Raw genomic sequence first — 26,697 nt, forward strand, 5'->3', positions numbered from 1 at the left:
TTATCAGTCATTTTCCGATGCAGAAGGTAGCAAAGATCCGCGCGAGGATGTCATCCGGCGTCGTGACCCCTGTCAGCGAGTCCAGCGCCTGCAACGCATGATGCAGGTCCATCAAAATCAACTCGTGCGGCAACCTCGAGTCATTCGCGGCCACCGCCGCCGCCAGCGCCGCCAGCGTCGAACCCACAGCCTCCTGCTGGCGAAAATTGTTCAGCGCCCCACTCTCTGCCAACGATCCCGCCGCCCCCAGCTGCGCAAGAATCGCATCCCGCAACGCCTCCAACCCTTCACCCGTCAGCGCACTCGTCCGAATCGCCGAGCCGCCGCTGAGCTCCACCTCATCCATCCGCTCCCTCTCATCGCCCAACAAGTCCACCTTGTTATAGACAACCAAATGCGGCCGCCCCCCCACCGAAGCCTCGAGCCTCAACTCCCCCACCGTCACATCCAGCGTCGCATCATGGATCAGCAGCACCAGGTCCGCATCCGCCAGCGCCTCGTGCGACCGCGCAATCCCCTGCATTTCTGCCGCATCAATCTCGTCGTCCGAATCCCCGCGCAGCCCCGCCGTATCGATCAGCCGCAGCGGAATCCCGCCCAACGCCAGCGACTCCTCCACCGTATCCCGCGTCGTCCCGGGCAGCGGAGTCACAATCGCCCGCTCCCGCTCCAGCAGCCTATTAAATAGAGAGCTCTTCCCGGCATTCGGCGGCCCAATCAGCGCAATCGCCGCCCCATTGCGCATCAACTGCCCTCGCCGAAAGCTAGCCGCCAACTCAGCCAGCGGCCTCTCCACGCTCTCAATCGCCCCGGCAATCACCGCCGGCGGCACGATCTCCACGTCGTCCAGCTCCCCCGACGCAAAATCCATCCCCGCCTCCAGCAGCGCAATCAAGTGCAGCAGCCCGTCCTTTGCCGGAGTCACCCTCCGCGCAATCGCCCCACCCATCTGCTGCGCCGCCACCCTCGCCTGCTCCAGCGTCTGCGCGGCAATCAAATCCCCCACCGCCTCCGCCTGCGTCAGATCAATCCGCCCCGCCAGAAACGCCCGCTGCGTAAACTCCCCCGGCCTTGCCAGCCTAACCGCCAGCCCCATCCGAGCACCCTCCGCCAGCGCCCCCCGCACCATCGCCTCCAGCACCACCGGCGACCCATGCGCGGCAATCTCCACCACCGTCTCCCCGGTATACGACCGTGGCCCGAGAAACGCCGTCACCACCGCATCATCGATCGTTCCGGCGCGCCCACCCGTCTCCCCCCTATCCTCTATATCTATATCCCCATCTATATCCACCACCCTCACCCGCCGCGCCCGAGCATGCTCCAGCGGCCGCTCCACCGTCACCAGCCGCCCCGCAATCTCCAACGCCGCCGGCCCCGACAGCCGCACAATCCCAATCCCGCCCCGCCCCGGCGGCGTCGAGATCGCCACAATCGTCTCAACTCCCGATTCGTCCACGGCCATCCTTAAACAATGACACGAAACAATCCCGCCACCCGCTCCTCGCCCCTCCGGAAAGCGGTCCTTAACCATCCTCCTCTTTTACGAATTCCAGCTGGTCATCTTCTATTAATCATAGATAGATTCGCCCCGCCATACATAAGCCAGTCCTGAAAGTCTCGTACGCCGAACGAAATCAGTTAGATGGCGGTTTTCGCTGTTTGGCATGCCATTTGCATTCAGTTTCTTCGCGTCTCCCCGCAGCAAAGTTAATGTTGAGAGAAATCCTTCGAAACAAGGTCATCTCTCTCAACCTTCGCGCACTCGCTTTACATGTCTGAATTGGAGAAAGTTTGATGCGATCCTTTCGTTTGTCCAGGCTGTATGTAGTTTTGGTTCTCGCGCTCGTAGCAGGTTTGTTTGTGGCGCCCTCCGCCGTCAAGGCACAGGATTCGTCGTCCATGACCGGCGTCGTCACGGACGCTACTGATGCTGCAGTCCCGGGTGCTGTGGTCACGCTGATCAACAAAGCGACCGGCCAGAAGTACACCGAGACCACGAATTCGTCTGGTACATACCACTTTCTGAACGTGCCCCCCGGAGCCGGATATCAGGAGACCTTCACCCACCCAGGCTTCTCAGTGGTGGAAGTCAACGATATCTATCTGGCAGTTGGCGACGTCCGCACGCAAAACGCGAAGCTGCAGGCTGGCGAAAGTTCGGTAGTCAACGTCACCTCAACCGCCGAGGTCACCCTTAATACGACCGACGCTTCCATTGGCTCGAACGTCGACGTAGCGTCTCTCAACCATTTGCCCGTCCAGGATAGAACCAGCGGTATCACCACGCTGTTCAACCTCCAGGCCGGCGTGGTCGACACCCAGCTCGACAGCACGAATTCGATGCAATCTGGTTCTGTAACCGGAGCGCGCACTGACCAGACCAGCGTCACGGTGGACGGCCTTGACGTGAACGATATCGCGGCCGGTACGACCTTCGGGATCATTGCAACCGCTCCCGTCGATTCTGTTGAACAGTTTACCGGCACGGTTGGCGGTCTCACCTCAGGCCTTGGCACCGGCAGCGGCGGTCAGTTCCAGCTGGTCACCAAGCACGGTACCAATCAATTCCATGGCAACGTCAATGAATACCACCGCGATACGTCGACGGCCTCCAATACCTACTTCAATAACAATGTTGGTCTGGGACGTACTCCCCTTATCCGCAACCAGTTCGGCGGCAACATCGGTGGCCCCATCATCCGCAACAAGCTGTTCTTCTTCTTCGATTTCGCCGACTCGCGCATCATTCAGTCCAACGCGGCTGAACCCATCGTGCCCATCCCGGCGCTGTACTCCGCTAATCCGACCTTGAACTACATCAACAATAACGAAGGCTGCGGCGACACCAGCCGTCTCAACAACGCCCCTAATTGCATTAGCAGCATCGATGCTGCACAGGCCGTCGCTTTAGATCCGGCCCACATCGGCTTCAACCCGAATGTCCTGGCGTTCCTCGCCAAGCGGTACCCCGCACCCAATGACCCGACCCAGGGCGATGGTGTCAATACCGAAGGCTTGCGCTTCACCTATCCGCAACCTGACTTCGAGACCACGTACGTCGGTCGCGTCGACTACAACCTGACCCAGAAGAACAAGATTTACGGCCGCTTCACCATCAATCGCACCAATGAGGTCTACCCCACCAGCGAGGGAGCTCCCCAGTTCCCTGGCGATCCGGCCAGCTTGACCGAAGTCGACCGCAGCTACGGTTATGTTGTCAGCGACATCTGGAGCATCGGCAACAACAAGGTCAACCAGTTCTACTACGGCGACAACATCTCCAAGCTGACTTTCCTCGCTGGGGATTTCACCACCTCACCGAATGTGTATACCTTCACTGGCCTGGCGAACCCGTACGGAACCTCCAACACGCAGTCGCGCCGCATACCGATTCCGGTTGTGCGTGATGATTTCAACTGGCAGGTTGGCAATCACAGCCTTACCATGGGCGGCCTGTTCAAGTTCATTAAGACCAATAGCAACAACATCACGAACTATAACTTCGTTTCTGTAGGCGCAATTGGCTCGAAGTTAGGCGGAGGTCTTTCTCCACTCTTGCGCCCCGGGGACATCAACCAGAACTCCCAAGTCGCATTGAATGACTACGACCAGATCTTTACGACCACACTCGGTGCCATCGGCGAGATCGCCACGAACTTCGATTATGGCAAGTCAGGCAATCAACAGCCAAACGGGGCGGGCAACCCTTACGCGTATCGTTACTACCAGACGGAGCTTTACGTCGGCGACAGCTGGAAGGTGGGTAAGCAGCTCACTCTCAGCTATGGCCTCCGTTGGCAGACCAACTCTGTTCCCTATGAAGTTCACGGATTGCAATCCGGCTACCAGCTGCAAGGTCTCTCCTATCCCCAATCGACTTTCAACCGGTATTTCGGCATTCGCCAGCAGTTGAATTCTACCGGCAGCCTCAACCAGACACTGCCTTACTTCCAGGCCGTCCTGGGTGGCAAGGCCAACAATGCTCCGCCTTCCTACGCGCAGACCTATACAGACTTTGCGCCTCGCTTCGCCTTCGCGTACAACCCATCCTTCTCGCCCAAGACCGTCTTCAACGGCAGTGCAGCCCTCGTGTATGATCGCACCGTTATCAACGCGATCAATAACCTTCAGAGTCAGCTGTCGTTCCTCTTCGAGAACTCGGCCACCAACCAGCTCGGTGATCTGAGCAACCCGGACCAACGGCTCGGTGCGAACCTGTCGTACGATCCGAGCCTTGCCCCCACTGGGTCCGCCCCTCCCTCGGGCTTCATTCCCTATGTCGACCCATCCTTCGGACCGTATGGCCTGTTGGATGGACAGGAAGGCTTTGATATCGATCCGGGCCTGAAGGATCCCTACTCGATCTCCCTGAATGCGGGCGTCCAGCAGGAGCTTCCCTGGCACACGATTCTGAAGATCAACTACGTTGGTCGCCTCGGTCGCCGGCTGCTTGCCGATGCCGATGCATCCCAGATTCTGAACTTCCCGGATACTACCTCTGGGCAAACCCTTTCTCAGGCGTTCGCCGGCCTCACTGGTCAGTTACGAGCCGGTGGCCCCCTCACGCCGCAGCCTTGGATTGAAAATGTGGTTGGCTACTCTGCAGCCAATAATCCCAATAGCGCCGGTGGCCCCTGCAACTCTCCGTATTGGCCTAGCGTGCTCTACGGGCCTGGTACCACCGCCCCTCCGTTTGCTAACTGCACCGAGCTGGTGGCCGCGACCTTCGGTCAGTACGGGCCGCGCGGTGACCTCGGCGACGGTATTCCCTTCGGCCTGGCCACGTTCGGCTTGTTGCCTAACAACGTAGCTATGCCTTCACAGTTCGGTGCGAACGGCTTCCTCACCAACAAGGGCTTCTCGAGCTACAACGCCCTTCTGGTCACGCTGAGCAAGAATCTGACGCAAGGTCTGCAGTTTGACTTCAACTACACGTTCTCGCATTCCATCGATAACAACTCGCAGACTGCAAACAATAACGCTCTGTTCAACTCCACGGGCATCATCTGCGACGTGACCCAACCTCGCGCCTGCCGCGGCAACTCGGACTTCGACGTGCGCCAGATCATCACGGCGGACATCCAGTACGATCTTCCCTTCGGCAGGAACAGGAAGTACTTCGCCGGTGCCGGGACCTTTACGAATGAACTGATCGGCGGATGGAGCATATCCGGTATCCCGTCGTGGCGCACAGGGCTTCCGATTAACGTTCTCTCCGATGCCTTCATCTCCTCGTTCGCGGCGGAAGATCCGGCAATCTTTACCGGCACTCACGGTGACCTCGGATTCGAGAGGTCCAAGCCCAACAACGTTCAGGGAACGGTCTACAATTTCCCTGGCGGTTCAACGGGTGCGTCGAAGGCCCTCAGCTTCTGGCGCGGCCCGCTGGGTCTGGAGTACGGTTCACGCAACCTGATCCACGGACCAAGCGCAGGCAACCTCGATCTGGGCCTCGCCAAGATCTTCGGCATCATCCCGTCGAAGGGCGTGAACCTGACCTTCCGTGCGGATTTCTTCAATATCTTCAACCACCCGAACTTCGCCAACCCCAGCGGCAGCGTGCCGGACATCGTCAACAACGTCTCGCCATTTGGCCAGATCACCTCAACCATCAGCCCGTCCGGACAAGTCGGCGACATTCGTGTCGGCCAGTTCTCTCTCCGTCTGGAGTTCTAACCTGACCGGCACCGCGGCTTCCGCCGCGGTGCTCTCAACCTCAAACCGATACCAACCCCGCAAGAAATGCGGACGTTGGTATCGGTTTTGTCGTTTGCGTCCCGAAACTGGGCTAAAGCAGTCGATTTGTAACCCGAAACCGGGCTAAGTCTGCCCATTTTCCTAGAATTCGATCCCGCGCTGCGCGAGAATACCCCTTTGATATGCGTGCTTTACCTCACGCATCTCCGTAACCGTGTCCGCCAGCTCCACCAGCAGCGGATGCGCGTTTCTGCCCGTCAAAATTACGTGCAACATCTCCGGCTTCCGCCGCAAAACGTCCGCAACTCGTTCAGGATCAAGCATCTTGTACCCGATCACATAGTTGATCTCATCCAGCACCACCAAGTCCCAATCCCCCGAAAGGATCGCCGTTTCAGCCTCCAGCCAACCCTCCTCCACCATCCGAAGATCCTCCGGATCGGCCTCCGCCCCTCCCACCTTAACGAACCCGCGACCCAGCTTACGCATCACGTAAGTAAAACCATCTAAAGCATTTATCGCCTCTGCAGACTCCATCTCCCCATAGTGCCAGGACCCCTTAAGGAACTGCAAAACCAGCACCCGCATCCCATTCCCAGCCGCCCGAAACGCCGTTCCCAGCGCCGCAGTCGTTTTTCCCTTCCCAGCGCCAGTATTAATAAGAATAAGCCCGCGCCGCGAATCCCCGGCCGAATCCTGCATCGATGTCATGCGCCTAGACTACCTGAGCGCCGTCCCAGGTTGAACAGAAAATCCCTAGTGGCCACTATGGTATGGATGCCCCGCTCGGATTGTAAGCGCGCGATAAAGCTGCTCGGCGGCGACCACGGCAGCCAACTCATGGGGCAATGTGATTCGGCCGAAAGCAATCGTTTTGTCCGCTCGGGAAAGGGCCGCTGCGGACCAGCCATCAGCCGACCCAACCGCGAAGATCAACTGTTGTATCCCATTGTCCTGTAGAGAACCGAGAAAACTGGCGATTTCGAGAGAATTGAGCTGCTGTCCCAGGCTGTCGGTTAACAAAAGCACAGGCCGGGTACGCGCAGAGAGTTCATCGGAATAACCCAGCAGTTCCTTTTCGGAACCGAAATTGCGGTGGGCACAAGGGGTGAATCTGGAAGATCTCCCAAGGTAGAGCTCAAACAACTCAGCAGAAGGTCCCGAAAGACCAGAGCGGCGTGATGAGATAGTGGAAAGCAGAATTTTCATAGCGTGTTCATCAGATTTTCCTAAAGAGTTCTTCCATATTTCATATTTATATACTCCGATCAGCATCTTTAGAGTGATTCTTCGGCACCCCGCAAACCACTAACTGGCACATTCCAATAACCACTTCACTTTTGGCACGGTACTTGCTATCGGCTATAGCAAGCACATGAACTATTGTGTGCGTGTGTGTTCTCAACCGCTCAAGGTGAGGCACTGGAGAGATGCGTGATCTTTAAGAAGATGTTTGTGTTCCTTACCATGTTGTTGATGCCCTTTTCGCTCGCACTGGGACAGGCGGTTTCGACAAACGGCGGAGCCATCGAGGGAACGATTACCGATCCGACTGGAGCATCCATTCCGGGAGCAACCGTTGTCATCGCCGAACCGGCAACTGGGTATACACATACAATCAAGACCGATAGCGCCGGCTATTACAGCGTCGGCCCACTAGTGCCTGGTAGCTACACTATTACCATCAGCGCCCCAGCCTTCGAGGGCCTGTCCGACACCAAAGTTGTCCATACCGGTACGGTGACGAGTGGCAACGAAAAGCTCACGCTTGGTGCAGCGACCCAACAGATCACAGTCACTGCCGGCGCACTGCAGGTCAACACCGATCAGATTGGTGTTGCCGGCATCGTGACGCAGGAGCAGATTGATACGCTGCCGGTCAATGGCCGCAACATTCTCGACGTTGCACAGATTCAGCCTGGCGTCATTCTGCAGTCGGGTATCACTTTCGATCCGACCAAGGCCGGCTATTCGGCGCTGTCGGTGAGTGGTGTCGGCGGCCGTACAACTCGAATTCTCCTCGATGGCCAGGACGTCACGGATGAGACGGTCGGAACCACCATCTTCAACATTCCCAGCGGCGCGGTTGGCGAGGTCCAACTGAATCGCTCCACGCAGGACATTGCTGGTTCGGTAACCTCCACGGGCCAGCTGTTGATGTCGACGCGTTCTGGTACGAACGGCTTCCATGGCAATGCGTTTTACAACTTCCAGGACAACAACGCAGGTTTCGCGGACGTGAATGGCCTCGCGGCGCCGTTTCAGCGTAACCAATATGGTGGATATGTAGGCGGCTACATCATCAAGGACAAGTTGTTCTTCTTCGGTGGCGGCGAGCGCATCCAGCAGACGGAACTAGATGTAGCCAGCGGCGCGAACCCAGTGTTTCAGAATATCTTGGACGAGTACCCTTACGTTCCGGCACCGTTCCATGACACCTTCAGCATGGGCCGCCTGGATTACAACGCGCCGCATAACATCCACATGTTCGTGCGTGGCGCCTACAGCGTGAACGCGGACGATGCTACTTTCGGATACGGTCCCTACCAGGTCTATCAGAACCGCGACAACGTGCCGGCCATCGTGGGCGGCGTGGATGTGGCTACGGGCCACTTCAACAACTCCTTCCGTTTCGGTTACGAAAAGTTCCACAACCTGTTGGTTGACGGTACTGCAGCACTCGGAAGCTCTATCTACAACCCGTCGACGGGCCCAGACAACCAGATCACCCTTGCGGGCGATTTGAACGCCGGTCCCAACTTCCTTGCACCGCAGGGAACGTTCCAGTCGGATAAGCAGTTCCGCTACGACGGCAGCTACACGATCAGCAATCACAACATCAAGTATGGCTTCGAGATGAACCGGATTCTGGGCGGTGGGTTTGCGGACTTCTATGGCCCGTCACTGTACACGGAACTCGTAGTGGCCGGCAATCTAGACCCCCATTGCGACGATGATCCCGCCCAAGGCCCCTGCCCGAACAATCCGACCGAAGGCTACATCTCGCCCCAATACGTGATCGGTAACGGTAATGGTTATTTCTCTGAGCGCCCAGGATTCAACCTCCCGGGCGGCGGCCAGTTCAGCTGGCGCTTTGCGGCCTATGTTGGGGACACCTGGAAGGCGACCCAGTACCTTACGGTGACCGCGGGTGTTCGTTGGAGCGTAGATACAGATCGCGCCAACCAGGATCTGCCAACGCCTCTGTGCTCTTCCGTGGATCCTTCAATGCAATTCGCTGGTTGCACAGGCGATACCCCACTCTTTGACCAATACCAGGCAGGTTTGGGAGTCCGCACCCATCAGCCTTACGGCGACTTCGGTCCCCAGTTAGGCTTCGTTTTTAGCCCCGGTACCCACAAAACCTCACTTCGTGGCGGCATCGGCATCTACTACGAGAGCAACGTCTTCAATAACTCGGGCAATGCTCGTACGCCCTCCATCCAGGCGAATGGTCCCTATTTTGCCCTCGGCGTGGCGAACGCGGGCGCATCCAGCATCACGGTTCCTGGTGTCCCTGTTATCACCCAAGCTCCCGATGGTACGCCGGTTTCAACCATCCTTAGCGAGTCCATCGCAAATGCCGCACCGGAGCTGAATGATATCAAGGCTGCCTATCAGGCCGTCGTCAAGAATGCCCTGACGCCAAACAGCAGCTACATTGGAACAGGCGGCGGTCTCTTTGCGAACAGCATCTACGGCGGCCCGTATCTTGCACCGTATTCCATCCAGTTCAATGGTGGCGTTCAGCATGAAATCAAGCCAGGCCTTCTCCTGAGCGCGGATTATGTACACAACGCGACGATCAAGGTTCCGATCTCTGTTGATGTGAACCACGACGGAGCCGCGCGCACACTGAATACTGCAGCGGCACAGAATGCCATTGCTAATACGCTTGCTCCTAACGCCGCTGCGGGTTATGCGGGCTACCCGATGTGCCCGCAGGGTTACTCGGCTGCTTCCATCAATTGCGCCATCGCCAACGGCGCCACGATCGGGAGCTTCGCGTCACAAGGTCTTGATAGCGGCACTAACTTTTTGGGCGGGACCGCGGCGTCGTATGGCGGTTTGACACCGGCTACTGGCGCTGCCTTCCCCGGTACGAACCCGAATGTTGGTGAAGGACTCTTCATCCTTCCCCAGGGCCGTTCCGGCTACGATGCCTTGCAGGTCGTTCTGCAAGAGCAGAAGGCGCACCCTATGCCTGGCATCGTGGATAGTAACCTGCAGATCTCGTACACCTTATCGCGCATCGTTACCTCAACTTCCACTCTGAATAACGCGAACTCTACCGATCAGTTCTTCGGTGGAGCTCGTCCGTGGGACAACGACAACCCGAACCAGTACATGGGGCGCAGCGCGTTGGATCACACTAACGAGCTCAGCTTCGGCGGCAGCATCGGTATCAAGTATGGTCTGCAGGTTGGGTTGATTGGGCACTTCTTCTCGGCGCCCCCATCGTCGCTCACGCTGGACAACACGTCTGGAAACACAGGCCAAATCTTTATCACCGACGTAAACGGTGATGGAGTTGGCGGCGATCTGGTCCCGGCCACGAACCCCGGCGCTTTCATGCATGCCGTCAAGGGTAAGAGCCTGAATTCCCTGATCAATCAATACAATTCCGTGAATGCAGGTGCGCCCACGCCAGCAGGCCAGGCGCTCATCGCCGCGGGAATTATGACGCAGGCACAGTTGACCGCCCTTGGTGGTGTACAACAGGCGATCGCTCCACAGCCGCAGAACAATCCGATCAGCAACCCGGCGTTCCGCAGCTTTGACTTCAACGCTACCTATCCGATCAAATTGAAGTTCCTGGGTGGGCTCAGCATCAACCCTGGAGTTGCCATGTACAACGTTTTCAATATGAGCAACTTTGGCAATCAGTTGGGAACGCTGTTGAACGCAGCAGACGCAGCTCCGTATCCTCCGGATCCGGGTGCTCCGACAGGCTATGTGAACACCACCAACACAGAGGGGGCGTTGAACAGGCTCCGCATCAACCGGAACTCGGGTACGTTCGATCAGGGCGGTCCGCGCAGCACGGAGTTCCAGCTGATGATCAAGTTCTAAACGCAGTTCTTAACAACGAAGGGCGGAGAGAAGACTCTCCGCCCTCCGCTATTTAATTCGAGATCAGCAAGGTGTAGAAGACCTGCCAAGCTCAACTAGCGTTTCGTCGATTTAGCTGTCTTCTTTGCCGGCTTCGCGAGCGCCTTCTTCTTGGGTGCCACTTTCGCCGGAGCCCTCTTTGCAGCGGCAGTCTTCTTTGCAGAAACCTTCTTCGGCGCAGGCGAGACTGCCTTCTTCTTCGGAAGAGTTTTCTTGTCCGTCGTGGATGCCTTCGCCGACTGCCTGGTGCGGCCTGCAGCGATGGCTGTCTTGATCGCAACATTGAGATCATCGATGCTGAGCACGGTCGCTGACTTGCGCAAACGCTCCAGCCCATAAAATGCGCGCTTTTCCGCCGAGAAGACATGGACGATGAAATCGACATAATCCATTAGGATCCACTCGCCTTGGCGGCGGCCTTCGACCGAATTGGGATAGGTGCCAAAGTCGCGCTTAAGACGAATCTCAATTTCATCGGTGATCGCTACATTCTGACGATCACTGAGACCTGTGCAGATGAGAAAGTAGTCTGTCAGGCCGCTCTCGGATGGGTCGAGCGCGAGAATGCGAATGTCCTCTGCCTTCTTGTCCTCGCAAGCGGCTGCCGCGACAGCTAGAAGCTGTTGAACCTGTGTTTTCTTGGTGCTTGCCATGGGCCTCCTAATGCAACCTCAATGGTAGCGCAGGAAGACCCGAAGCGAAGGACGATCGCCTCAGGTTCCGTAGAGACGATGGGCACGGATGTAGTTCAGAATGGAGCCAGGCAGCAGGCCAGAGCAATCCGATCCGACCCTCAGAAGCTCGCGGATGTCGGTGGCGCTCGCAGGTTCATGCACACCCTCAAGCACGTGCACCCGGGATAGCTGCTCAGGCGTTAGTTTGAGACTCTGTAACTGCTGCAACGAGACGCCCGGGCGGTTTACAACAATCCATTCGGCAAGTTGGAGCAGGCTGTCCGGAGACCTCCAGCGACGCAGATCCAGAAATGCGTCAGCGCCGACGATAACAAAAAGGCTGTCATCCGGAGAGGTGTTGACGTGTAGCTTGATCAAAGTATCTACCGTGTAGTTCGGTGAGCCATCTGCGTGTGGGGCATCGACTGAAGACGGTTCAAAGTCCGCATGAGCGCTTGGGGGCTGCAACTCGCAGAGCAATGAAACCATGGATAGGCGATCGGCAAATGAAGCGGAGGCCCCCTTTGTTTTGAGTGGTTGCCGGCCAGTTGGCGCGAAGAGGATGCGATCAAGCGACAAAGCCTCAGCAGCGGCGTGCCCAATCCCGAAATGGCCCAAGTGGGGTGGGTCGAAGCTGCCGCCAAAGAAGCCAATTCGCATGATGGCTGATTGTATCCGGCATGGCGGCTATTCACTCGCCACGACGCACTCCGTTAAGTGAGCAGCGACCCTCGCTTCGTCCCTCTAGAGCAGGCGCATAACTGAGCGTTGAGTCTGAGTTAGGCCGTGGCACAGGGCGCTGGTTATTCTGCGCGAAGGCAGAATAACCGGGTTGCGACAACGAGAGTGAATAGGCAAAAAGAGCCGGGCGGCCGGAGATATCTCCGGACGCCCGTAAGTATTGCAGCCAAATGGGTTAGTGGTGGCCTCCGCCGCCACCTCCGTGGCCCCCGCCTCCGCCCCAACCGCCGCCACCACCGCCCCAGCCACCGCCGCCGTGCCAGCCTCCTCCCCAACCGCCGCCGTAGTAGCCACGACCCCAACCACCACCGTAGTAGCCCCAGCCGAAGCCAAAGTAGTAGGGATAGCCGAAGTAGTAGGGGTACCCGTAATCGTAGTAAGGATAGCCGGCATACGGCCCGTAGTAGCCGGGACCGGGGCCTGGGGCGCCCATGCCCTGGTTATAGCCATAGGGGATGAGGTCGGCGCGCGCTTCAAAGGGGTCAAATTCGAAAGAGCGGATGTCCGGGCCGTTGAAGATGACTGCGTGGTTCTCCTTTATTTTGATCGGTTTGACTTGGGTGTTGGTGCCGGGATAGGCCCAGGCTTCACCTTTCAAAGTACGGGCGGTGTTGGTGTTGGCGTTGAAGGTGTAGAAGCCGTCTTTGATCAAATTTGTCTCGCCGCCGGGGAGGATGATCAGGATCTGGGCGTGCTTGATGGCGCTGTGGATGCTGATGTTGGCTACGCCGCGTTCAACTTTAAGTACTGTATTTTCATTGCTTAACGTGACTGCGCGGACGGCGCTGCCGCGGCCTACGCGGAGGAAGACGCCGGGGGCGACTACGGCGCTGGCGGAGCCGCGGCCTACCGTGAGGAGCTGGCCGGGGGCTAGCTTGGTCGGGGCGGCGTTGTAATCATTAGGGTTAGCTGGAGGGGCTTCCTGGGAGCGCTCGATCGGGGCGGCCTGGGATTGCATGGGGGGAGTACTCATTTGGCCGCTCTGGGGGTCATTATCCTGCGCAAAAGCGGCAGATGTGAACGTTGTCAGGGTCAGAGCGAGGAGAAGGGTGGTGAACTTGGACATATGCTGAACCTCTGTCGTAGTAGACGAGATTTTATGCCTAAACGTTGCGGTTTTGCAGGTTCGCGACGATTAGCGGGCGAATCAACCAGTTTGCGGCGGTGAATTTGGTGTCGACTTAGCCCTGTTTCGGGTTACGCAGCGACGTGTTTAGCCCATTTTCGGGACGCACGTTTGCGGGAAGTCGTGGGAGGGTGGGATCCTTCGCGGACGGCGGGGGGTTAGTGGGGGTGGAGGGCGGCGCGGACCTTGTCGACGTGGGTGCCGTGGACGCGGATGGCCTCGTGGAGGACCTGGCTGGTGACGTGGAACTCTTTGGACCAGTAGGCGATGTCGGAGGACATCTTGGGGTTGATCTCTTTGGGGTCGTGGGGGCCTGCGGTTTGTTCTTCGTGGGGGGCGTGGGGCTCGTGGGCTTTGGGTGCGTCGTGGTGCTCGGACATCGGGGTGCCTCGTGTACTGCTTAGAAGGATGTGCGTGCGGCGTGTGGGGATGTCCTGCGCGGACGGCGAGAGGCTTCCCGTGGCGGGCAGGGAGAGTTGGGGTGCGAGAGAGGAAAGCAATTCACTCGTTTCGACTGCGGCTTCACTCGGGCCTGCGGCAGCGTGGTATCCCACCATGCCGCAGACGCGCGTCATGGATGGGGCTCCCGGCTTCGCGTGGGGCGACGAGGTATGGGGTGGTGGAGTGGAGGGTGTGAGTGATGCAGAGGAAGACAATTCGGTCGTTGCGCGTGCGGGTGCACTCGGGCCTTCGGCAGAGCGGTATCCCACCCATGACGCAAAGGATGCGTCATGAATGGGGACCCGGGTGCTGCGCGCGCGGCGATGGCGGTGCGTAGGGCGAGGGTTACAGGTCGGTTGCAACCTGGGCGACATCCTCGGAGGCTTCGTGGGCGTGGGTGGAGTGCTTGTGGGCACTGGCGGAGTGCTCGTGAGCCTTGGCGGAGTGCTGGGCTGCTTCTTCGTGGTTGCCGGCTTCGTGGTGCTCGGCTGCGGCGTGGTGGGCTTTGGCGGCTTCTTCGTGATGATGGGCTGCGGTCTTGTGAGCTTCGTGTGCCATGGGGTATCTCCTGTGACCGGATTGTCCGGTGTGGGAGATGCTAGGGCTGGGTGTGTTTCATTGGCATGAGGACGAGATGAAATGATTGCACAACGCCCGTCTTACGCCGACCTCGAGGAAATGGAATAAGCTCGTGCAGATGAAGCTTACTTGCATTTATCTAGTAGCATCTGCGCCGCGCCGCTTTTTGAGAGCGCGTAATCTTCGACCCAAACATCAGTAGACTCATCGGCCGTGTCATCCAGAATCGTATGCATGCCGTAGGTTGTCATATTTCCGACCATGATGTCGTCCTCGTCAGGATCGTGGCCTCCGAACCATTCGAGCACGGAATAGTCGACGTTGCTGGGTGTCTTGATTGCAACGATGTAGTAGTCGCAGCCGCTAATTCTATGGGTCACAATTCCTTTCGAGCTGGCAGCTTCCACTGGAGCGACTTGGCTGGTCGCGAAGGTCGTGGCGATTATGCAAACGGCAGCAAGAATTCTGAGGCCTGATTTCAACTCCATAGTTTTGCCTCTGAGTGATTGCTTGAAATATAGACCAAGTGGGAATCAACGTGTTGCGGCTCGACAAATAACTTCGCACCAGGGGAAAGGTGAGATAGACTTGGCGCACCGTTCTCGTCAAATTTTGAAATGCTCACAGGCCCTTATGCGAACCGTATTGTTGAGTTTCCTTTGTCACGTTTGAGGTGCTATGGAGAAGAATCAATTCAATGCCCTAACTGCCATGCAGCGGCTTCATTTCCAGCAGGCGGCGAATCTCCAATACGCGATCCTATATGTGCAGATTGCGATAGCCGTCCTTGGCGCTGCGGTCGTGTTCGTGACCGGCCAAATGATCGACTATTCAGCCAGTATTTTAGGCGCGTCGCTGGTAATCAGTTGGCTAATTCTCTTCATAAATTGCAGGAAAAAACGAGATCTCGCCGAGCGACTTCGCAGAGCCACCTTGGTTTCCGGAGGTCTCGGCATCGTCCTTAGCAGGGAAGAGTTTTGCGATTTAATGTTGGCTTCGGGCGCCACGGAATCCCAGATTCAGGGCTATCACGATCCCACCTATTACGCAGCGCAGGGTTTGCCTCCAGGCGCTGAAAAGCTCGCCGGTATGCTTTGTGAGTCATCATTTTTTTCCGCCTACCTGCTTGCAAGAAGTGCTTGGATTTACGCTTCAGTCTGCTTTGTTACTTTCGTAGTCTGCGTTGGAACAATTCTCGTGGCTTTGACTGTGCTCGATAGGGGAGCCTTGGTTATCAGTGTCCGCTTCGTTTGCTGCTTCGCGACCCTGCTGGTATCGACCGATCTGCTGGGAGCTTCGATCGCATACGCCTCGGCTGCGGAGACAGTCAGGAACGTTATCCAGAGGTTAAGGCTAGCAAAGGCAAACGGGTATCCCCAACACGATCTGTTGATGATCCTTGGAGATTACAACTCCGCTGTTGAAGGGGCACCGCTCTTTCCGCCGGGAGTCTACGCCCATTATGCGGATTGGTTGAACGATACGTGGAAGCGATCGGATAGCTACGAACCGGCTTGCAAATGAATTGATCATATAACTTAGGAGGCAGCGGTGGCCCTTTCAGTTGACGCGGGATTCGGCGAACTCATTGAGACAATTCGTGCGAAGCAAGGCGAGGTTGAATCTGCTGCAGGTCATCGCGCGAGTATCGATGCGAAGCTCAGAAGCGTATTTGGATCGACGGCTTTGTTTAGGACGGGTTCGTTTGGGAACGGAACTAATGTAGCAGGATATAGCGACGTCGATTATTTCGCCGTAATTCCCGTGGAGAATTTGAAGGCCGACTCCGCTATAACTCTCGATGAAGTCGCAACGGCTCTCCGCGATCGATTCCCGTTTACTGATATCCGGATCAATGGTCCTGCGGTGAAGGTTCCATTTGGGTTAGACGGAGCGGAGGCCACCGAAATTGTTCCAGTTCATCACACTGGATTCACAAAGCTGGGCTTTAGGCAGTTTGATATGCCTGACGGAAAGGGCGGTTGGAAGTTCAGTGCTCCTGAATCTCATAACGCCTATGTCTCCGCGGTCGATGACAAATTCAGCGGTAAGGCTAAGCTGTTGATTCGCCTTTTGAAAGCTTGGAAGTATTACAAGAATGTGCCGTTGAAGTCGTTCTATCTCGAAATCGTTACCGCTGCATATGCCTCGGCAGAGAAGGCAATCGTCTATCAATTGGATATTCCGAGAGTTATGCGATTGCTGTTACAGAACGGTGTAACACGTGTGCGCGATCCAAGGTTCCCAAACGACGAAATGTGGCTTGATCCGTGTGCCACCGAAACGCAGCGAAAGGAGATCGCCGAACATTTGAAGCGTGCGGTTGATTGGGCAGAGGAGGCCTGGGTATCGGAAGTCGCGAATGATATGGAGGAAGCGTTCGATCGCTGGGACCTCGTGTATAACTGGGAGTTCCCTACTTATATCTGAAGGTCATCGAATGATGACAGCGCCGCGGACTTACGGTCCGCGCCGTTTGTTTATTTATTGGTGGGGTTGATTGTCCGGGATAAATCCCGGACCTATCTCAGGTGCAAGGGCAAGGGCCAGAAGTAGATCCCTGCGGGATGACAACCAATAAAGCAGGGGCAACGGCAAGGGCGTGAAGCAGATTCCCAAAGGGAATGACAGAAAGAAATGCAAGAGCAACGGCAAGGGCAAATACAGGGGTCCTTCGCTTCGCTCTAGGATGACGAGTTTTGTGGGGAGACGGGAAAGGATGACGAGTGTAGTGGGGGAATAGAAAAGGGCGCCGAGGTTAGTCGGCGCCCTTTGTGTTGTTGGGAAGACGGTTGGCTATTGCAGGAGGGTGCCGTCTCCGCCGTTGACTTTGGGGTCTTCGGGGGGGATGACCGTCGCGCTGGCTACCTTGTCGTCGGTGTCGAGGTCGAGGAGCTTGACGCCGGAGGTGCTGCGGCCGGCGGCGCGGACGCTCTTGGTGTCGATGCGGATGATCTTGCCGAATTGGCTGATGACCATCATCTCGGTGGTGTCGTCGACCAGGTTGATGGCGGTGACTTTGCCGATCTTGGAGGTCGTCTTCATGTTGATGACGCCTTTGCCGCCGCGGGACTGGAGGCGGTAGGCGTCGACGTCGGTGCGCTTGCCGTAGCCGTTGTCGGAGACGGAGAGGATGAGGCAGGGGGTGAGGCCGAGTTTTTCGTCGAGCTTCTGGAGCTTGGCGGCGGCTTCGGGGGAGAGCTCGGGGGCGGCTAGTTCGCCTGGCTCGGCGAGCTCGAGGGGTTGGGTGGCGGCGGAGTCGGTGGCTTCGTCGAGGACTTTTTCTACCTGATCCTTGAGGCCCTTGGCGGCGGCTAGTTCGAGGCGCTGCTTGTTGCGGGCTTCGTTGGAGGGAGTGACGGCGGCGCCGATGACGTAGTCGTCCTTCTTGAGGGAGATGCCGCGGTTGCCGAAGGCGGGGCGACCCATGGGGCGGAGATCCTGCTCGTTGAAGCGGATGGCCATGCCGTCGTGGGTGGCGAGGAAGATGACTTGCTCGCCGTCGGTGATCTTGGCGGTGATGAGCTCGTCGTCCTTGTCGATGCCGATGGCGATGATGCCGCGAGCCATGACGTTGGAGAAGTCCTTGAGGGCGGTCTTCTTGACGGTGCCGTTGCGGGTGGCGAAGAGGACGTACTTGCTGTCTTCGTTGAGGTCGCGGACGGGGAGGATGGTGACGACTTTTTCGCCGGGCTGGAGGTCGACGAGCGAGGCCATGGCTTTGCCCTTGCCGGCGGCGCCGACGTCGGGGATTTCGTAGACCTTGAGCCAGTAGATGCGGCCGGAGTTCGTGAAGCAGAGGAGGTACGCGTGGGTTGAATCAATGATGAGTTGCGAGACGAAGTCTTCCTCGCGCGTCTTCATGCCGAGGCGGCCCGTGCCTCCGCGCTTCTGCTGGCGGTAGATGGTGATGGGCGTGCGCTTGAGGTAGCCGGTGTTGGAGACGGTGACGGCTACTTGCTCGTCGGCGATTAGGTCTTCGAGGGTTAGCTCGGTGGACTCGTCGAGGATGACTGTGCGGCGGGCGTCACCGTACTTGTCGCGGATGTCTTCTAGCTCCTTGATGATGACTTTGCGGAGCTTCTTTTCCGACGCTAGGATCGACTCGTACTCGGCGATGTTGTCGCGGATCGTGCGGAGTTCGTTGAGGAGCTCGTCGATGGAGAGCTGGGTGAGGCGGTAGAGCTGGAGTTCGAGGATGGCGTCGATCTGGCGGTAGCTTAGGATCAGCGTGCCGGCAGAGTTGTTGGCTAGCTGCGCGGAGACGCTGCCACCTAGGAGGTCGATGTTGTACTTGGTGGGGTCGAGGGTGACGCCGGCTAGCTCGGTGCCGTTGAGGTTGATGCGGCGGTTGCTGAAGTAGTTGAAGAGGTTTTCGCGGGCGGCTACGCGGGAGGCCGACTGGCGAATGATCTTGATGACCGTGTCCAGGTGGTCGAGGGCGATCTGGTAGCCGAGCAAGACGTGTTCGCGCTCGCGAGCCTTGTTGAGGAGGAAGGCGGTGCGGCGGCGGACTACGTCGATGCGGTGGTCGATGAAGGCGTGGATGGCCTTGTCGAGGGGAAGCTCCTTGGGCTGGCCGTTGTGGACGGCCAGGAAGATCATGGAGAAGCTTTCCTGCATCTGGGTGTGCTTGTAGAGCTGGTTGAGGACGATTTCGTTTTGCGCGCCGCGCTTGAGTTCGATGACGATGCGCATGCCGTCGCGGTCGGACTCATCGCGGACGTCGGAGATGTCGTCGATTACCTTTTCGTTGACTAGCTCGGCGATGCGCTTGATGAGGTTGGATTTGTTGACCTGGTAGGGGATCTCGGTGACGATGATGGCCTGACGTCCGCCGGTGATCTGCTCGAGGCCGCACTTGGCGCGCATCATGAAGCGGCCGCGGCCGGTCTTGTAGGTTTGCGCGATGTTGGCGCGACCGTAGATGAAGCCGCCGGTGGGGAAGTCGGGACCCTTGACGTGCTCGAGGACCATTTCGAGGTCGGAGCGGGTTTCGGCCTTGTCCTTTTGCAGGATGGCGATGGTGGCGTTGAGGGTTTCGGTGAGGTTGTGTGGCGGGATGTTGGTGGCCATGCCTACCGCGATGCCGGTGCCGCCGTTAATGATGAGGTTGGGGATGCGGGCGGGGAGGACGGAGGGCTCGGAGGTGGACTCGTCGTAGTTGGGAACGAAGTCTACGGTGTCGTTGTCGATGTCGGCGAGCATCTCGGAGGCGATGCGGGTGAGGCGCGACTCGGTGTAACGCATGGCGGCGGGTGGATCGCCGTCGACGGAGCCGAAGTTACCCTGGCCGTCGATGAGGGGATAGCGCAGGCTGAAGGGCTGGGCGAGGCGGACCATGGTGTCGTAGATGGCACTGTCGCCGTGGGGATGGTAGTTACCCATGACGTGGCCGACGACCTTGGCGGACTTGGTGTACTTTTTGTTGAACTGGAGGCCCATCTCCTGCATGCCGTAGAGGATGCGGCGGTGGACGGGCTTGAGGCCGTCGCGGACGTCGGGGAGGGCGCGGCCGATGATGACCGACATGGAGTAGTCGAGATAGCTGCGCCGCATCTCCTCTTCAATATTGATGGAGAGCATGGAGAGGGCGCCGGGGCCGGTGGGGGCACCGGGCGCGCCGGGGGCTCCGGGTTCGCCGGTAGGCGGCGGATTATTGGAATTGGCATCCTGGGGAGAGGGAGGATTCTTGTCGTCGGGGAAGAGGGTTTCGTCAGCCATGTCTACCCTCCATTATAGCCTCTAAAAGGGGCGAAAAACAGGGTGGGGGGAGGGCCTTGGGAGGTGCGTATTTGTTGGGGATTCTTTGATTTTGGGTGAGGGTGTTGGTTGTCAGTTCTCAGTTGTCAGTTTTCAGTGGGAATTGCTTTGGTGGACTGAGAATCGAAGTTGCCGATAACCCGACTTTAGCGGCACTTCGGAGCTTCCGAGTTTCTTGACGCTTGGGCGTGACTTGAAAGTGTTGAGCTTGTGTGAAGCTCGATGAGCGCGGTGGGGATTTAGCGTCAAGCAGTGAGCGAGATCCCTTGCTGGTGCCTTGGAGGCTGGGATTTCGAAATTTCTCTATTCCGCAGAACAACTTACATTCAACTTGCGTACCCAGATTGAGAACGGCTCGGAGATTGTTGATCTCCCGAGATTGCAAACCTCGCACGATTCGTTTCAATCAAAGCATGGAGAGCAATCCAAATAGTTGTAGTCGGGAGGCCACAGATCAAAGACGCGGCAATCTCGCACTCTAATCCGTTCTTGCGTCGCCTGACACCGAGTATGGCCGCTGTCAGTTGCATTGTGCTTGCTCGTGTTGTGATCTACCTCGTGGCTGCTCCGAACTACGGATATTTCCGGGATGAGCTGTATTACCTCGCTTGTGGTGAGCATCCAGCGTGGGGGTATATAGACCAGCCTCCTATGATTGCGTGGATGGCCTGGCTGTTGGAGCATACGATTGGAGTTTCGCTTTACGCGATGCGGCTCCTACCGATGCTGGCGGACGTGGGCTGCATCGTAATGACCGCTCTGCTGGCCCGCAAGCTGGGTGGCGGTTTCTGGGCAATGCTGCTGTCGTCGCTTGCCGTGCTCGTAGCACCGATCTCCCTGACGCTTTCCCAGCTATTCACCATGAATGCGTTCGATCCGCTCCTGTGGATATGGATTGCATGGCTTCTTGTCGATCTTGTCCAAACCGGCAAGGAAAGAAACTGGCTATGGATCGGAGTCTTAACCGGTCTTACGCTGCTGAATAAATATGGTGTGCTGTTTCTTCTTCCCGGCCTTATCGCCGGCGCCGCGTTTTCGCAGCTACGCCGCAGTTTTGTTCGGCCCTGGTTTTGGACAGGATGCGTCCTTGCCACTCTGATTTCGCTGCCGAATTTTCTTTGGCAGCTTCACCGGAATTTTCCCTTCGTTGTATTGGTAAACACCGTTCGAAAGAATGGACGCGATGTCATGCTGGCGCCTCTGCCGTATCTGGCCCAGCAAGCAGAGATGATCGGATTTGTGTCATCGCTTCTGGTCATCCTGGCTCTGTGGTTCTTTATCTCTCCGCAGGGCAGGCGGTACGCATTTTTGTTTTGGGGCTTTATCAGCGTGCTGGGCTGCATGCTCATATTGAAGGGCAAGTTCTACTACGTCGCACCGATTTATCCGATCGTCTTCGCGCCGGGAGCGGTCTGCCTGGAACGCCTGACTGCGGGATCGGCGCTGAAGTGGTTCCGCCCCGTTTATGCGCTGACAATGCTGTTGGTGGGCGCGCTGGTGGCGCCTACGGCGATTCCTCTGCTCTCGATAGAGGAATACATCGCCTATACAAAGAAGCTGGGAATCCAGCAGCAGAAATTCGAGAACCAGCCGCAGAGCCAACTCCCTCAGATTTTTGCCGACATGGTCGGCTGGGAGGAGCGAGTGAAAATTGTGGCGGACTACGTGCACTCCCTGCCGCCGGATGAACAAAAAATAACAGCCATCGGAGCTTCTAATTACGGCGATGCCGGGGCAGTGGATCTCTTTGGATCGAAGTACGGTCTGCCAAAGGCAATCAGTACCGCCAGTAATTATCGGATCTGGGGACCGCGCGAGTATACCGGCGAAAGCCTGATTTTGATGGACGAGGGTTCTCCGGAAAAGTACGAAGGGCATTGCAAATCCTTAAAACTGGTTGCGCGCCCTGACAATCCATACGTCCGTCCGGATGAAAACCTTCCCATCTATCACTGCGTCGGATTGACTCCAAACCTGCAATCGCTATGGGCAAATGCCAAACCCTGGAAATAGTTCTGAGAATGACACCGAGAGAGTTTCCATCAGGGGTTGAACTCAACGGTTGCCAACCCGAAGTCGCCGAAAATCCGACGTTTCGGGAACGTTGTTGCAGACAGGGCAGCGAACTACTGCTTCAGCGCAGACTCGATTGCCGCGATGACCTCTGGCGAATCCGGCGTCACGGCCGGCTCAAAACGAGCGATTGGCTGTCCGTTGCGCGCGATGAGGAACTTGGTGAAGTTCCACTTAATCTCGCCGCTCACGTTGGGCGCAGCAGTGAGGTACTGGTAGAGCGGCGTTTTATCGTCGCCCTTTACGGAGACCTTCGCCATCATCGGAAACTTGACGTGGAACTTGGAGCTGCAGAACTCCTTGATCGTTGCATTGGTGCCGGACTCCTGGTTGGCGAAGTTGTTGGCCGGCACGCCGACGATCACCAGGCCCTTGTCCTTGTACTTTTCGTAGACGGCCTCGAGCGCGGTGTACTGCGGCGTAAATCCGCAGGCGCTGGCGACGTTGACCACCAGCAGCACCTTGCCCTTGTATGCACCCAACGTGGTGGGGTCGCCATCGATGGTGCTCAGTTTGAACTTGTAGATGGGCGCGCCGGCATCGGCCACGGCCACGCCGCTGAGAAACAACAACATCAGAACCAGATAGATCTTTCGCACGGGCGCCTCCAGAAATCGTTATGTTCCCAGTGTAATTGTGGGGCTAATTTAGGTGCTGGCGTCGGCGCCGATGTTTGCACCGCGTGCGGTCTACAACGCCAAACGGCCAGCAGCATGAAAACGGCGTTCGGAAACTATGGTTCGGAAGTTGTTCCACTAACTATGGATAAGGAGGCCCCTTGGTCAGTAGGGCGGTAAGACGCTTATCGTGCCCGTAGATGTCGGCGAAGAAGTGCACTGTACCGTCTTCCTCCGCGACCGCGGTCACGTAGAGAATAAGGACCGGAACCTTCACTGTCAGGTTTACCTGCCGATTGTCTTTGCCGGAGTCCATCGCTGTCTGTGCCCGCGCTACAGTCCAGGGTTGCTGTCCATCCGTTTGATTGCGTAGCAAAAAGGCAGCTAACTCGGCTGGCTTCTCCACTCGAATACAACCTGAGCTGAAGTCACGCCGCGACTTGGCAAACAACTCGGTCGATGGAGTGCTGTGGAGGTAGACGGAATGCGAGTTGGGAAACATAAACTTGATCAGCCCAAGCGAATTGTTTGGACCGGGTTTCTGACGTATGAAGTATTTGCCCGAGCGTAGCCCGGCGACTAGATCGCCGTTCGGAGACACTACTTTGCCGCGGGAGTCGGTTACCTCGAATTTCTCACGAGCAAGATATCCGCTGCTCTTCATGATGCCGGGAATGACTGTCCGACGCAGAATTCCAGGGGGAACATTCCAATAAGGCCGAAACACGATGTAACGGATGTCGTCGGTAAAAACCGGTGTCTGGGTCGGCGCGGCCTTGCCCACAACGACATTCATGCTGAGTGCGAGTTGATGATCGTCTGAGTAGGCCCTTAGACGAAACTCGGGGAGGTTGACCAGAACGGGAGGCTGCTGAAACTCGGTCGGCATCCATCGCCACCGTTCTATGGCGTCATCGATTTGCTGAACGCGCACGCTGAGCGGAGTGTTCAACTCTCGTAAAGTCGCCGCATCTAATTTGCCGTCCGTCGCGAGGCCATGTCTTGCCTGAAAATGTTTGACCCCTTCTACAAGGCCTCCGCTATAGGAATCGAAACTTCCACTCTGTGGAAGGTCTCCAAGCAACCGCAATCGCGCTGCCAGCTGAGCGGTTCCGGTATAGCTATCGCCGGGAGCGACAGTTTTGGTCCCCGCTGGCACTTGTGCGCCGTCGCCTTTGGCGGCCAGATCGACGTATTGCTTCAAGGTAGCTTCAATACGACGATAGCCGGCATACGGGGGTTCAATCTGATCAAGAACGGATTGAACGTTTCCCGCGTTCACAACCTGTTGCGCAATAAATTCTGGAAGATTATATTTTTTTGACTTCACGTCGATGCCGAACTTTAAATGTTCGGGATTAATTCGACCAATCCGCAGATCCGAGATGTAACGCATCGTCGCTAACGTGAGAGATGCATCGAACGAAGCCTGAGCGGCAGCTGACGCATTTTTGAGCGACCTCGATTGCGTTGCCAGGCCTTCCGCCCCATAGTCGCTGGGGTTCAGTCCTTTTAGGCGGCTTGCGCGCAGAGCCTCAATCAAATAGGTCGCTTGCGGTGTCGGCTGATCGTCTTTAATCCACAGTGGCGCAAAGTTCACGGCTTCGTAAAGTCTCTTGATTTGCTCCAGATATCCGGCCGAGCTAAGGTTATTTCCCAACTGTCCTTTCGCTGCCATCCCACGCAATTCAGCCGCGATTGCGGAGGAAGCAGCGGCGTCCGCAGATGCATTCGGCAGGAAAAGGCCAGTCGAAGGAAACCAAAGCTTACTCGATCCACCGCCGTGGAAGCAGATCAAAATCAGCGATACAAGCAATTTCCTCGAATACATTGGACCCCAGATCGAGAAGCGGAGTTTAGGAAATCGGCTCTTTCCTGTTAGCGCCAATAGTAAATCACGATGCCTGGGTTCATTGGCCCGGCTTCACAGGATCATCTGAGCCCCAGCGCTGAGGTCTATTTCGAAGACGTTGATTCTCGAAATGCGCTTGGGCTGTTATCGTCAACCGACAGCGACTTCCAGATTGCCGTGATCCAGACGCTGGGGCGCCTGTCGGACTTGGATTTGGGTCGACATTGCGAAATGAAGACATGCAATTTATTGGCGAGTGACGGAACGCACAGAGCAGCCGCAAGTCCGTAGACTCAGGGTAGACGCTTGAGCCGTAGATAAACGAGACAGTGAGGATTCGCCATGGCAGGCCGACTGTTGAACTATCAAAAGGAGTGGCTCCGGTTTGATGTGGTCGCGGGGCTGACAACTGCGGCAGTCGTAATTCCGAAGTCAATGGCCTTTGCGAGCATCGCTGGTTTGCCGGTGGAGGCGGGCCTTTATGTGGCGCTCGTGCCGATGTTTGTCTACGCCTTGCTGGGGACGTCGCGTCCGCTGAGTGTAAGCAGCACCAGCACTATCGCGATCCTGACGGCAACCGAGTTGGCGATTGCTGTGCCTGGCGGAAACCCAGATCAACTGATGGCGGCGGCGTCCACGCTGGCACTGCTGGTGGGTGGGATGCTGATCCTGGCGGGCGTGCTGCGCCTGGGGGCTATTGCTAACTTCATCTCGGATCCGATCCTTACCGGGTTCAAAGCTGGAATCGGGCTGGTGATCGTGGTGGACCAGGTGCCCAAACTGCTGGGGGTACATTTTGAAAGCGGCAATTTCTTCCACAATGTGATTTCCACGCTGCAGCATGTGCCGGAGGCGAACCGCGCGACACTGATACTGGCTGCGGCAATGCTTGCGATTTTGTTTGGCATGGAGCGATTCTTTCCAAAGATTCCGGCTCCCATTGTGGCTGTGTTGCTGGGGGTGGCTGCCGCTCGATTTTTTGGGTTGGGTAATTTCGGTATTGCGCTGACTGGTCCTATTCCGGCGGGGATTCCAACTCCCTCGATTCCGAACCTGTCGCTGGTGATGAAGCTGTGGCCGGGTGCGTTGGGAATCGCGCTGATGTCCTTTACGGAGTCCATCGCCGCCGGCCGTAGCTTTGCCGCACACAACGATCCTCCTGTGGCGCCGGGCCGGGAGTTGATTGCGCTGGGGGCAGCGAATATTGCGGGGAGTTTCTTCCAATGCTTTCCGGCGGGTGGAGGAACTTCGCAGACGGCGGTGAACGCACGCGCCGGTGCACGCACCCAAGTAGCGGAGTTGGTGACGGTGGGAGTGGTGCTGGCAACGCTTCTGTTTCTATCGCCACTGATCAGCCTGCTGCCACAGGCTACGCTGGCCGCCATCGTTGTGGTGACTACGATTCCGCTTTTGAGTCTGAAGGGATTTCGTTCGATCCTTGAGGTGCGGCGCACGGAATTCCTGTGGGCAGTGGCGGCCTGCGCAGGCGTTGCAGTCCTTGGGACTTTGCGTGGCATCCTGGTCGCGGTCGCCATCTCGGTCCTGACGCTGATCTACCAGGCCAGCAATCCGGAGGTTTACTCTGTTGGGCGGAAGCCGGGGACTGATGTGTTTCGACCGGAGTCCGGGAATCATCCGGAGGATGAGACGATTCCAGGTCTTCTGATCGTGCGCACGGAAGGACGAATGACCTTTGCGAACGCACCGGGGGTGCGGCAGCGGCTTCGGGCGCTGGTGACGGAGGCTCACCCTGAGGTGGTGATCCTGGAATGCAGCGCTATTCCAGACTTCGAGTACACGGCACTGCAAGCGCTTATCGAGGCAGAAGAGAGGCTTCGGGAGAGTGGGGTTGAGTTATGGCTGACGACACTGAACCCGGAGGCGCTCAACGTGGTCAAGCGCTCATCGCTGGGCGAGGCTCTGGGGACTGATCGCATGTTCTTCAACCTTCGCGATGCGGTCACTGCGTTTGAGAAAAGAAGGAAGACGGTGCAGTAACGCGTGCTTGGGTTGTGCGGC

At 57.4% G+C, this 26,697-nt stretch carries 19 protein-coding genes; 7 read left to right on the top strand and 12 right to left on the bottom strand.

Annotated elements, in window-relative coordinates; genetic code table 11:
- Nucleotides 1-7: 7 nt before the first annotated feature.
- Nucleotides 8-1,465, bottom strand: a complete 1,458-nt coding sequence (mnmE, locus tag GSQ80_RS08890; RefSeq protein ID WP_158787377.1) for a tRNA uridine-5-carboxymethylaminomethyl(34) synthesis GTPase MnmE — start codon at nucleotides 1,463-1,465, stop codon at nucleotides 8-10.
- Nucleotides 1,466-1,797: 332 nt separating this feature from the next.
- Here mnmE and GSQ80_RS08895 point away from each other — a divergent pair, with 332 nt between their 5' ends.
- The gene (locus GSQ80_RS08895; RefSeq protein WP_158787273.1) at nucleotides 1,798-5,679 is read left to right on the top strand and encodes a TonB-dependent receptor; all 3,882 of its coding nucleotides are present in this window, start codon (nucleotides 1,798-1,800) and stop codon (nucleotides 5,677-5,679) included.
- Between the two features lie 162 nt (nucleotides 5,680-5,841).
- Here the strand turns inward: GSQ80_RS08895 and cobO are convergent, their stop codons facing one another.
- Both cobO and GSQ80_RS08905 read right to left on the bottom strand, forming a co-directional pair.
- Nucleotides 5,842-6,411, bottom strand: coding sequence for a cob(I)yrinic acid a,c-diamide adenosyltransferase (gene cobO, locus GSQ80_RS08900; protein ID WP_254059529.1), 570 nt, complete (start codon nucleotides 6,409-6,411; stop codon nucleotides 5,842-5,844).
- A gap of 45 nt (nucleotides 6,412-6,456) precedes the next feature.
- On the bottom strand, nucleotides 6,457-6,975 hold the full coding sequence (locus tag GSQ80_RS08905; RefSeq protein ID WP_254059530.1) for a 23S rRNA (pseudouridine(1915)-N(3))-methyltransferase RlmH: 519 nt from the start codon (nucleotides 6,973-6,975) through the stop codon (nucleotides 6,457-6,459).
- Nucleotides 6,976-7,134: 159 nt separating this feature from the next.
- Between GSQ80_RS08905 and GSQ80_RS08910 the strand changes: the two genes are divergently transcribed.
- Nucleotides 7,135-10,773 carry a TonB-dependent receptor gene (locus GSQ80_RS08910; protein ID WP_254059531.1) on the top strand — a complete coding sequence of 1,213 codons (3,639 nt, stop codon included), beginning with the start codon at nucleotides 7,135-7,137 and terminating at the stop codon, nucleotides 10,771-10,773.
- Nucleotides 10,774-10,868: 95 nt separating this feature from the next.
- On the opposite strand, the gene rsfS is transcribed toward GSQ80_RS08910, so the two are convergent.
- The 4 genes from rsfS to GSQ80_RS23280 all read right to left on the bottom strand — a co-directional run bounded on the left by rsfS (nucleotide 10,869) and on the right by GSQ80_RS23280 (nucleotide 13,928).
- Entirely contained in the window at nucleotides 10,869-11,465 is a 597-nt protein-coding gene (gene rsfS / locus GSQ80_RS08915; protein WP_158787274.1) for a ribosome silencing factor, read from the bottom strand.
- Between the two features lie 60 nt (nucleotides 11,466-11,525).
- Nucleotides 11,526-12,146, bottom strand: coding sequence for a nicotinate (nicotinamide) nucleotide adenylyltransferase (nadD, locus tag GSQ80_RS08920; protein WP_158787275.1), 621 nt, complete (start codon nucleotides 12,144-12,146; stop codon nucleotides 11,526-11,528).
- A 256-nt stretch (nucleotides 12,147-12,402) separates the two neighbouring features.
- Nucleotides 12,403-13,293, bottom strand: coding sequence for a hypothetical protein (locus GSQ80_RS23005; protein ID WP_216850219.1), 891 nt, complete (start codon nucleotides 13,291-13,293; stop codon nucleotides 12,403-12,405).
- A gap of 218 nt (nucleotides 13,294-13,511) precedes the next feature.
- Complete coding sequence (locus GSQ80_RS23280; protein ID WP_254059532.1) at nucleotides 13,512-13,928, bottom strand: DUF3606 domain-containing protein; 417 nt, start codon at nucleotides 13,926-13,928, stop codon at nucleotides 13,512-13,514.
- Here GSQ80_RS23280 and GSQ80_RS08935 point away from each other — a divergent pair.
- Nucleotides 13,909-14,088, top strand: a complete 180-nt coding sequence (locus GSQ80_RS08935) for a hypothetical protein (protein WP_158787276.1) — start codon at nucleotides 13,909-13,911, stop codon at nucleotides 14,086-14,088. The two genes, GSQ80_RS23280 and GSQ80_RS08935, sit on opposite strands and share 20 nt — an antisense overlap.
- A gap of 51 nt (nucleotides 14,089-14,139) precedes the next feature.
- Here the strand turns inward: GSQ80_RS08935 and GSQ80_RS08940 are convergent, their stop codons facing one another.
- A complete protein-coding gene (locus GSQ80_RS08940; RefSeq protein ID WP_158787277.1) occupies nucleotides 14,140-14,352 on the bottom strand; it encodes a hypothetical protein in 213 nt (70 codons plus the stop codon).
- 146 nt (nucleotides 14,353-14,498) lie between these two features.
- Nucleotides 14,499-14,861 carry a hypothetical protein gene (locus tag GSQ80_RS08945; protein ID WP_158787278.1) on the bottom strand — a complete coding sequence of 121 codons (363 nt, stop codon included), beginning with the start codon at nucleotides 14,859-14,861 and terminating at the stop codon, nucleotides 14,499-14,501.
- 190 nt (nucleotides 14,862-15,051) lie between these two features.
- Here GSQ80_RS08945 and GSQ80_RS08950 point away from each other — a divergent pair, with 190 nt between their 5' ends.
- Together GSQ80_RS08950 and GSQ80_RS08955 are read left to right on the top strand one after the other, a co-directional pair.
- The gene (locus GSQ80_RS08950; RefSeq protein WP_158787279.1) at nucleotides 15,052-15,897 is read left to right on the top strand and encodes a hypothetical protein; all 846 of its coding nucleotides are present in this window, start codon (nucleotides 15,052-15,054) and stop codon (nucleotides 15,895-15,897) included.
- Between the two features lie 27 nt (nucleotides 15,898-15,924).
- Nucleotides 15,925-16,803, top strand: a complete 879-nt coding sequence (locus GSQ80_RS08955) for a nucleotidyltransferase (RefSeq protein WP_158787280.1) — start codon at nucleotides 15,925-15,927, stop codon at nucleotides 16,801-16,803.
- A 366-nt stretch (nucleotides 16,804-17,169) separates the two neighbouring features.
- Here the strand turns inward: GSQ80_RS08955 and gyrA are convergent, their stop codons facing one another.
- Nucleotides 17,170-20,097: a DNA gyrase subunit A gene (gene gyrA, locus GSQ80_RS08960; protein WP_158787281.1), complete on the bottom strand. Its 2,928-nt coding sequence runs from the start codon at nucleotides 20,095-20,097 to the stop codon at nucleotides 17,170-17,172.
- Nucleotides 20,098-20,787: 690 nt separating this feature from the next.
- Here gyrA and GSQ80_RS08965 point away from each other — a divergent pair.
- Entirely contained in the window at nucleotides 20,788-22,149 is a 1,362-nt protein-coding gene (locus tag GSQ80_RS08965; RefSeq protein ID WP_256369886.1) for a glycosyltransferase family 39 protein, read from the top strand.
- A gap of 113 nt (nucleotides 22,150-22,262) precedes the next feature.
- Here the strand turns inward: GSQ80_RS08965 and GSQ80_RS08970 are convergent, their stop codons facing one another.
- Both GSQ80_RS08970 and GSQ80_RS08975 read right to left on the bottom strand, forming a co-directional pair.
- The gene (locus GSQ80_RS08970) at nucleotides 22,263-22,784 is read right to left on the bottom strand and encodes a glutathione peroxidase (protein WP_371315700.1); all 522 of its coding nucleotides are present in this window, start codon (nucleotides 22,782-22,784) and stop codon (nucleotides 22,263-22,265) included.
- Between the two features lie 184 nt (nucleotides 22,785-22,968).
- Nucleotides 22,969-24,657: a murein L,D-transpeptidase gene (locus GSQ80_RS08975; RefSeq protein ID WP_158787284.1), complete on the bottom strand. Its 1,689-nt coding sequence runs from the start codon at nucleotides 24,655-24,657 to the stop codon at nucleotides 22,969-22,971.
- A 363-nt stretch (nucleotides 24,658-25,020) separates the two neighbouring features.
- On the opposite strand from GSQ80_RS08975, the gene GSQ80_RS08980 reads away from it, so the two are divergent.
- Entirely contained in the window at nucleotides 25,021-26,676 is a 1,656-nt protein-coding gene (locus GSQ80_RS08980; RefSeq protein WP_158787285.1) for a SulP family inorganic anion transporter, read from the top strand.
- The last annotated feature ends 21 nt before the right edge of the window (nucleotides 26,677-26,697 follow it).

It is taken from the genome of Granulicella sp. L46, assembly GCF_009765785.1.
Classification (GTDB): Bacteria; Acidobacteriota; Terriglobia; order Terriglobales; family Acidobacteriaceae; genus Granulicella.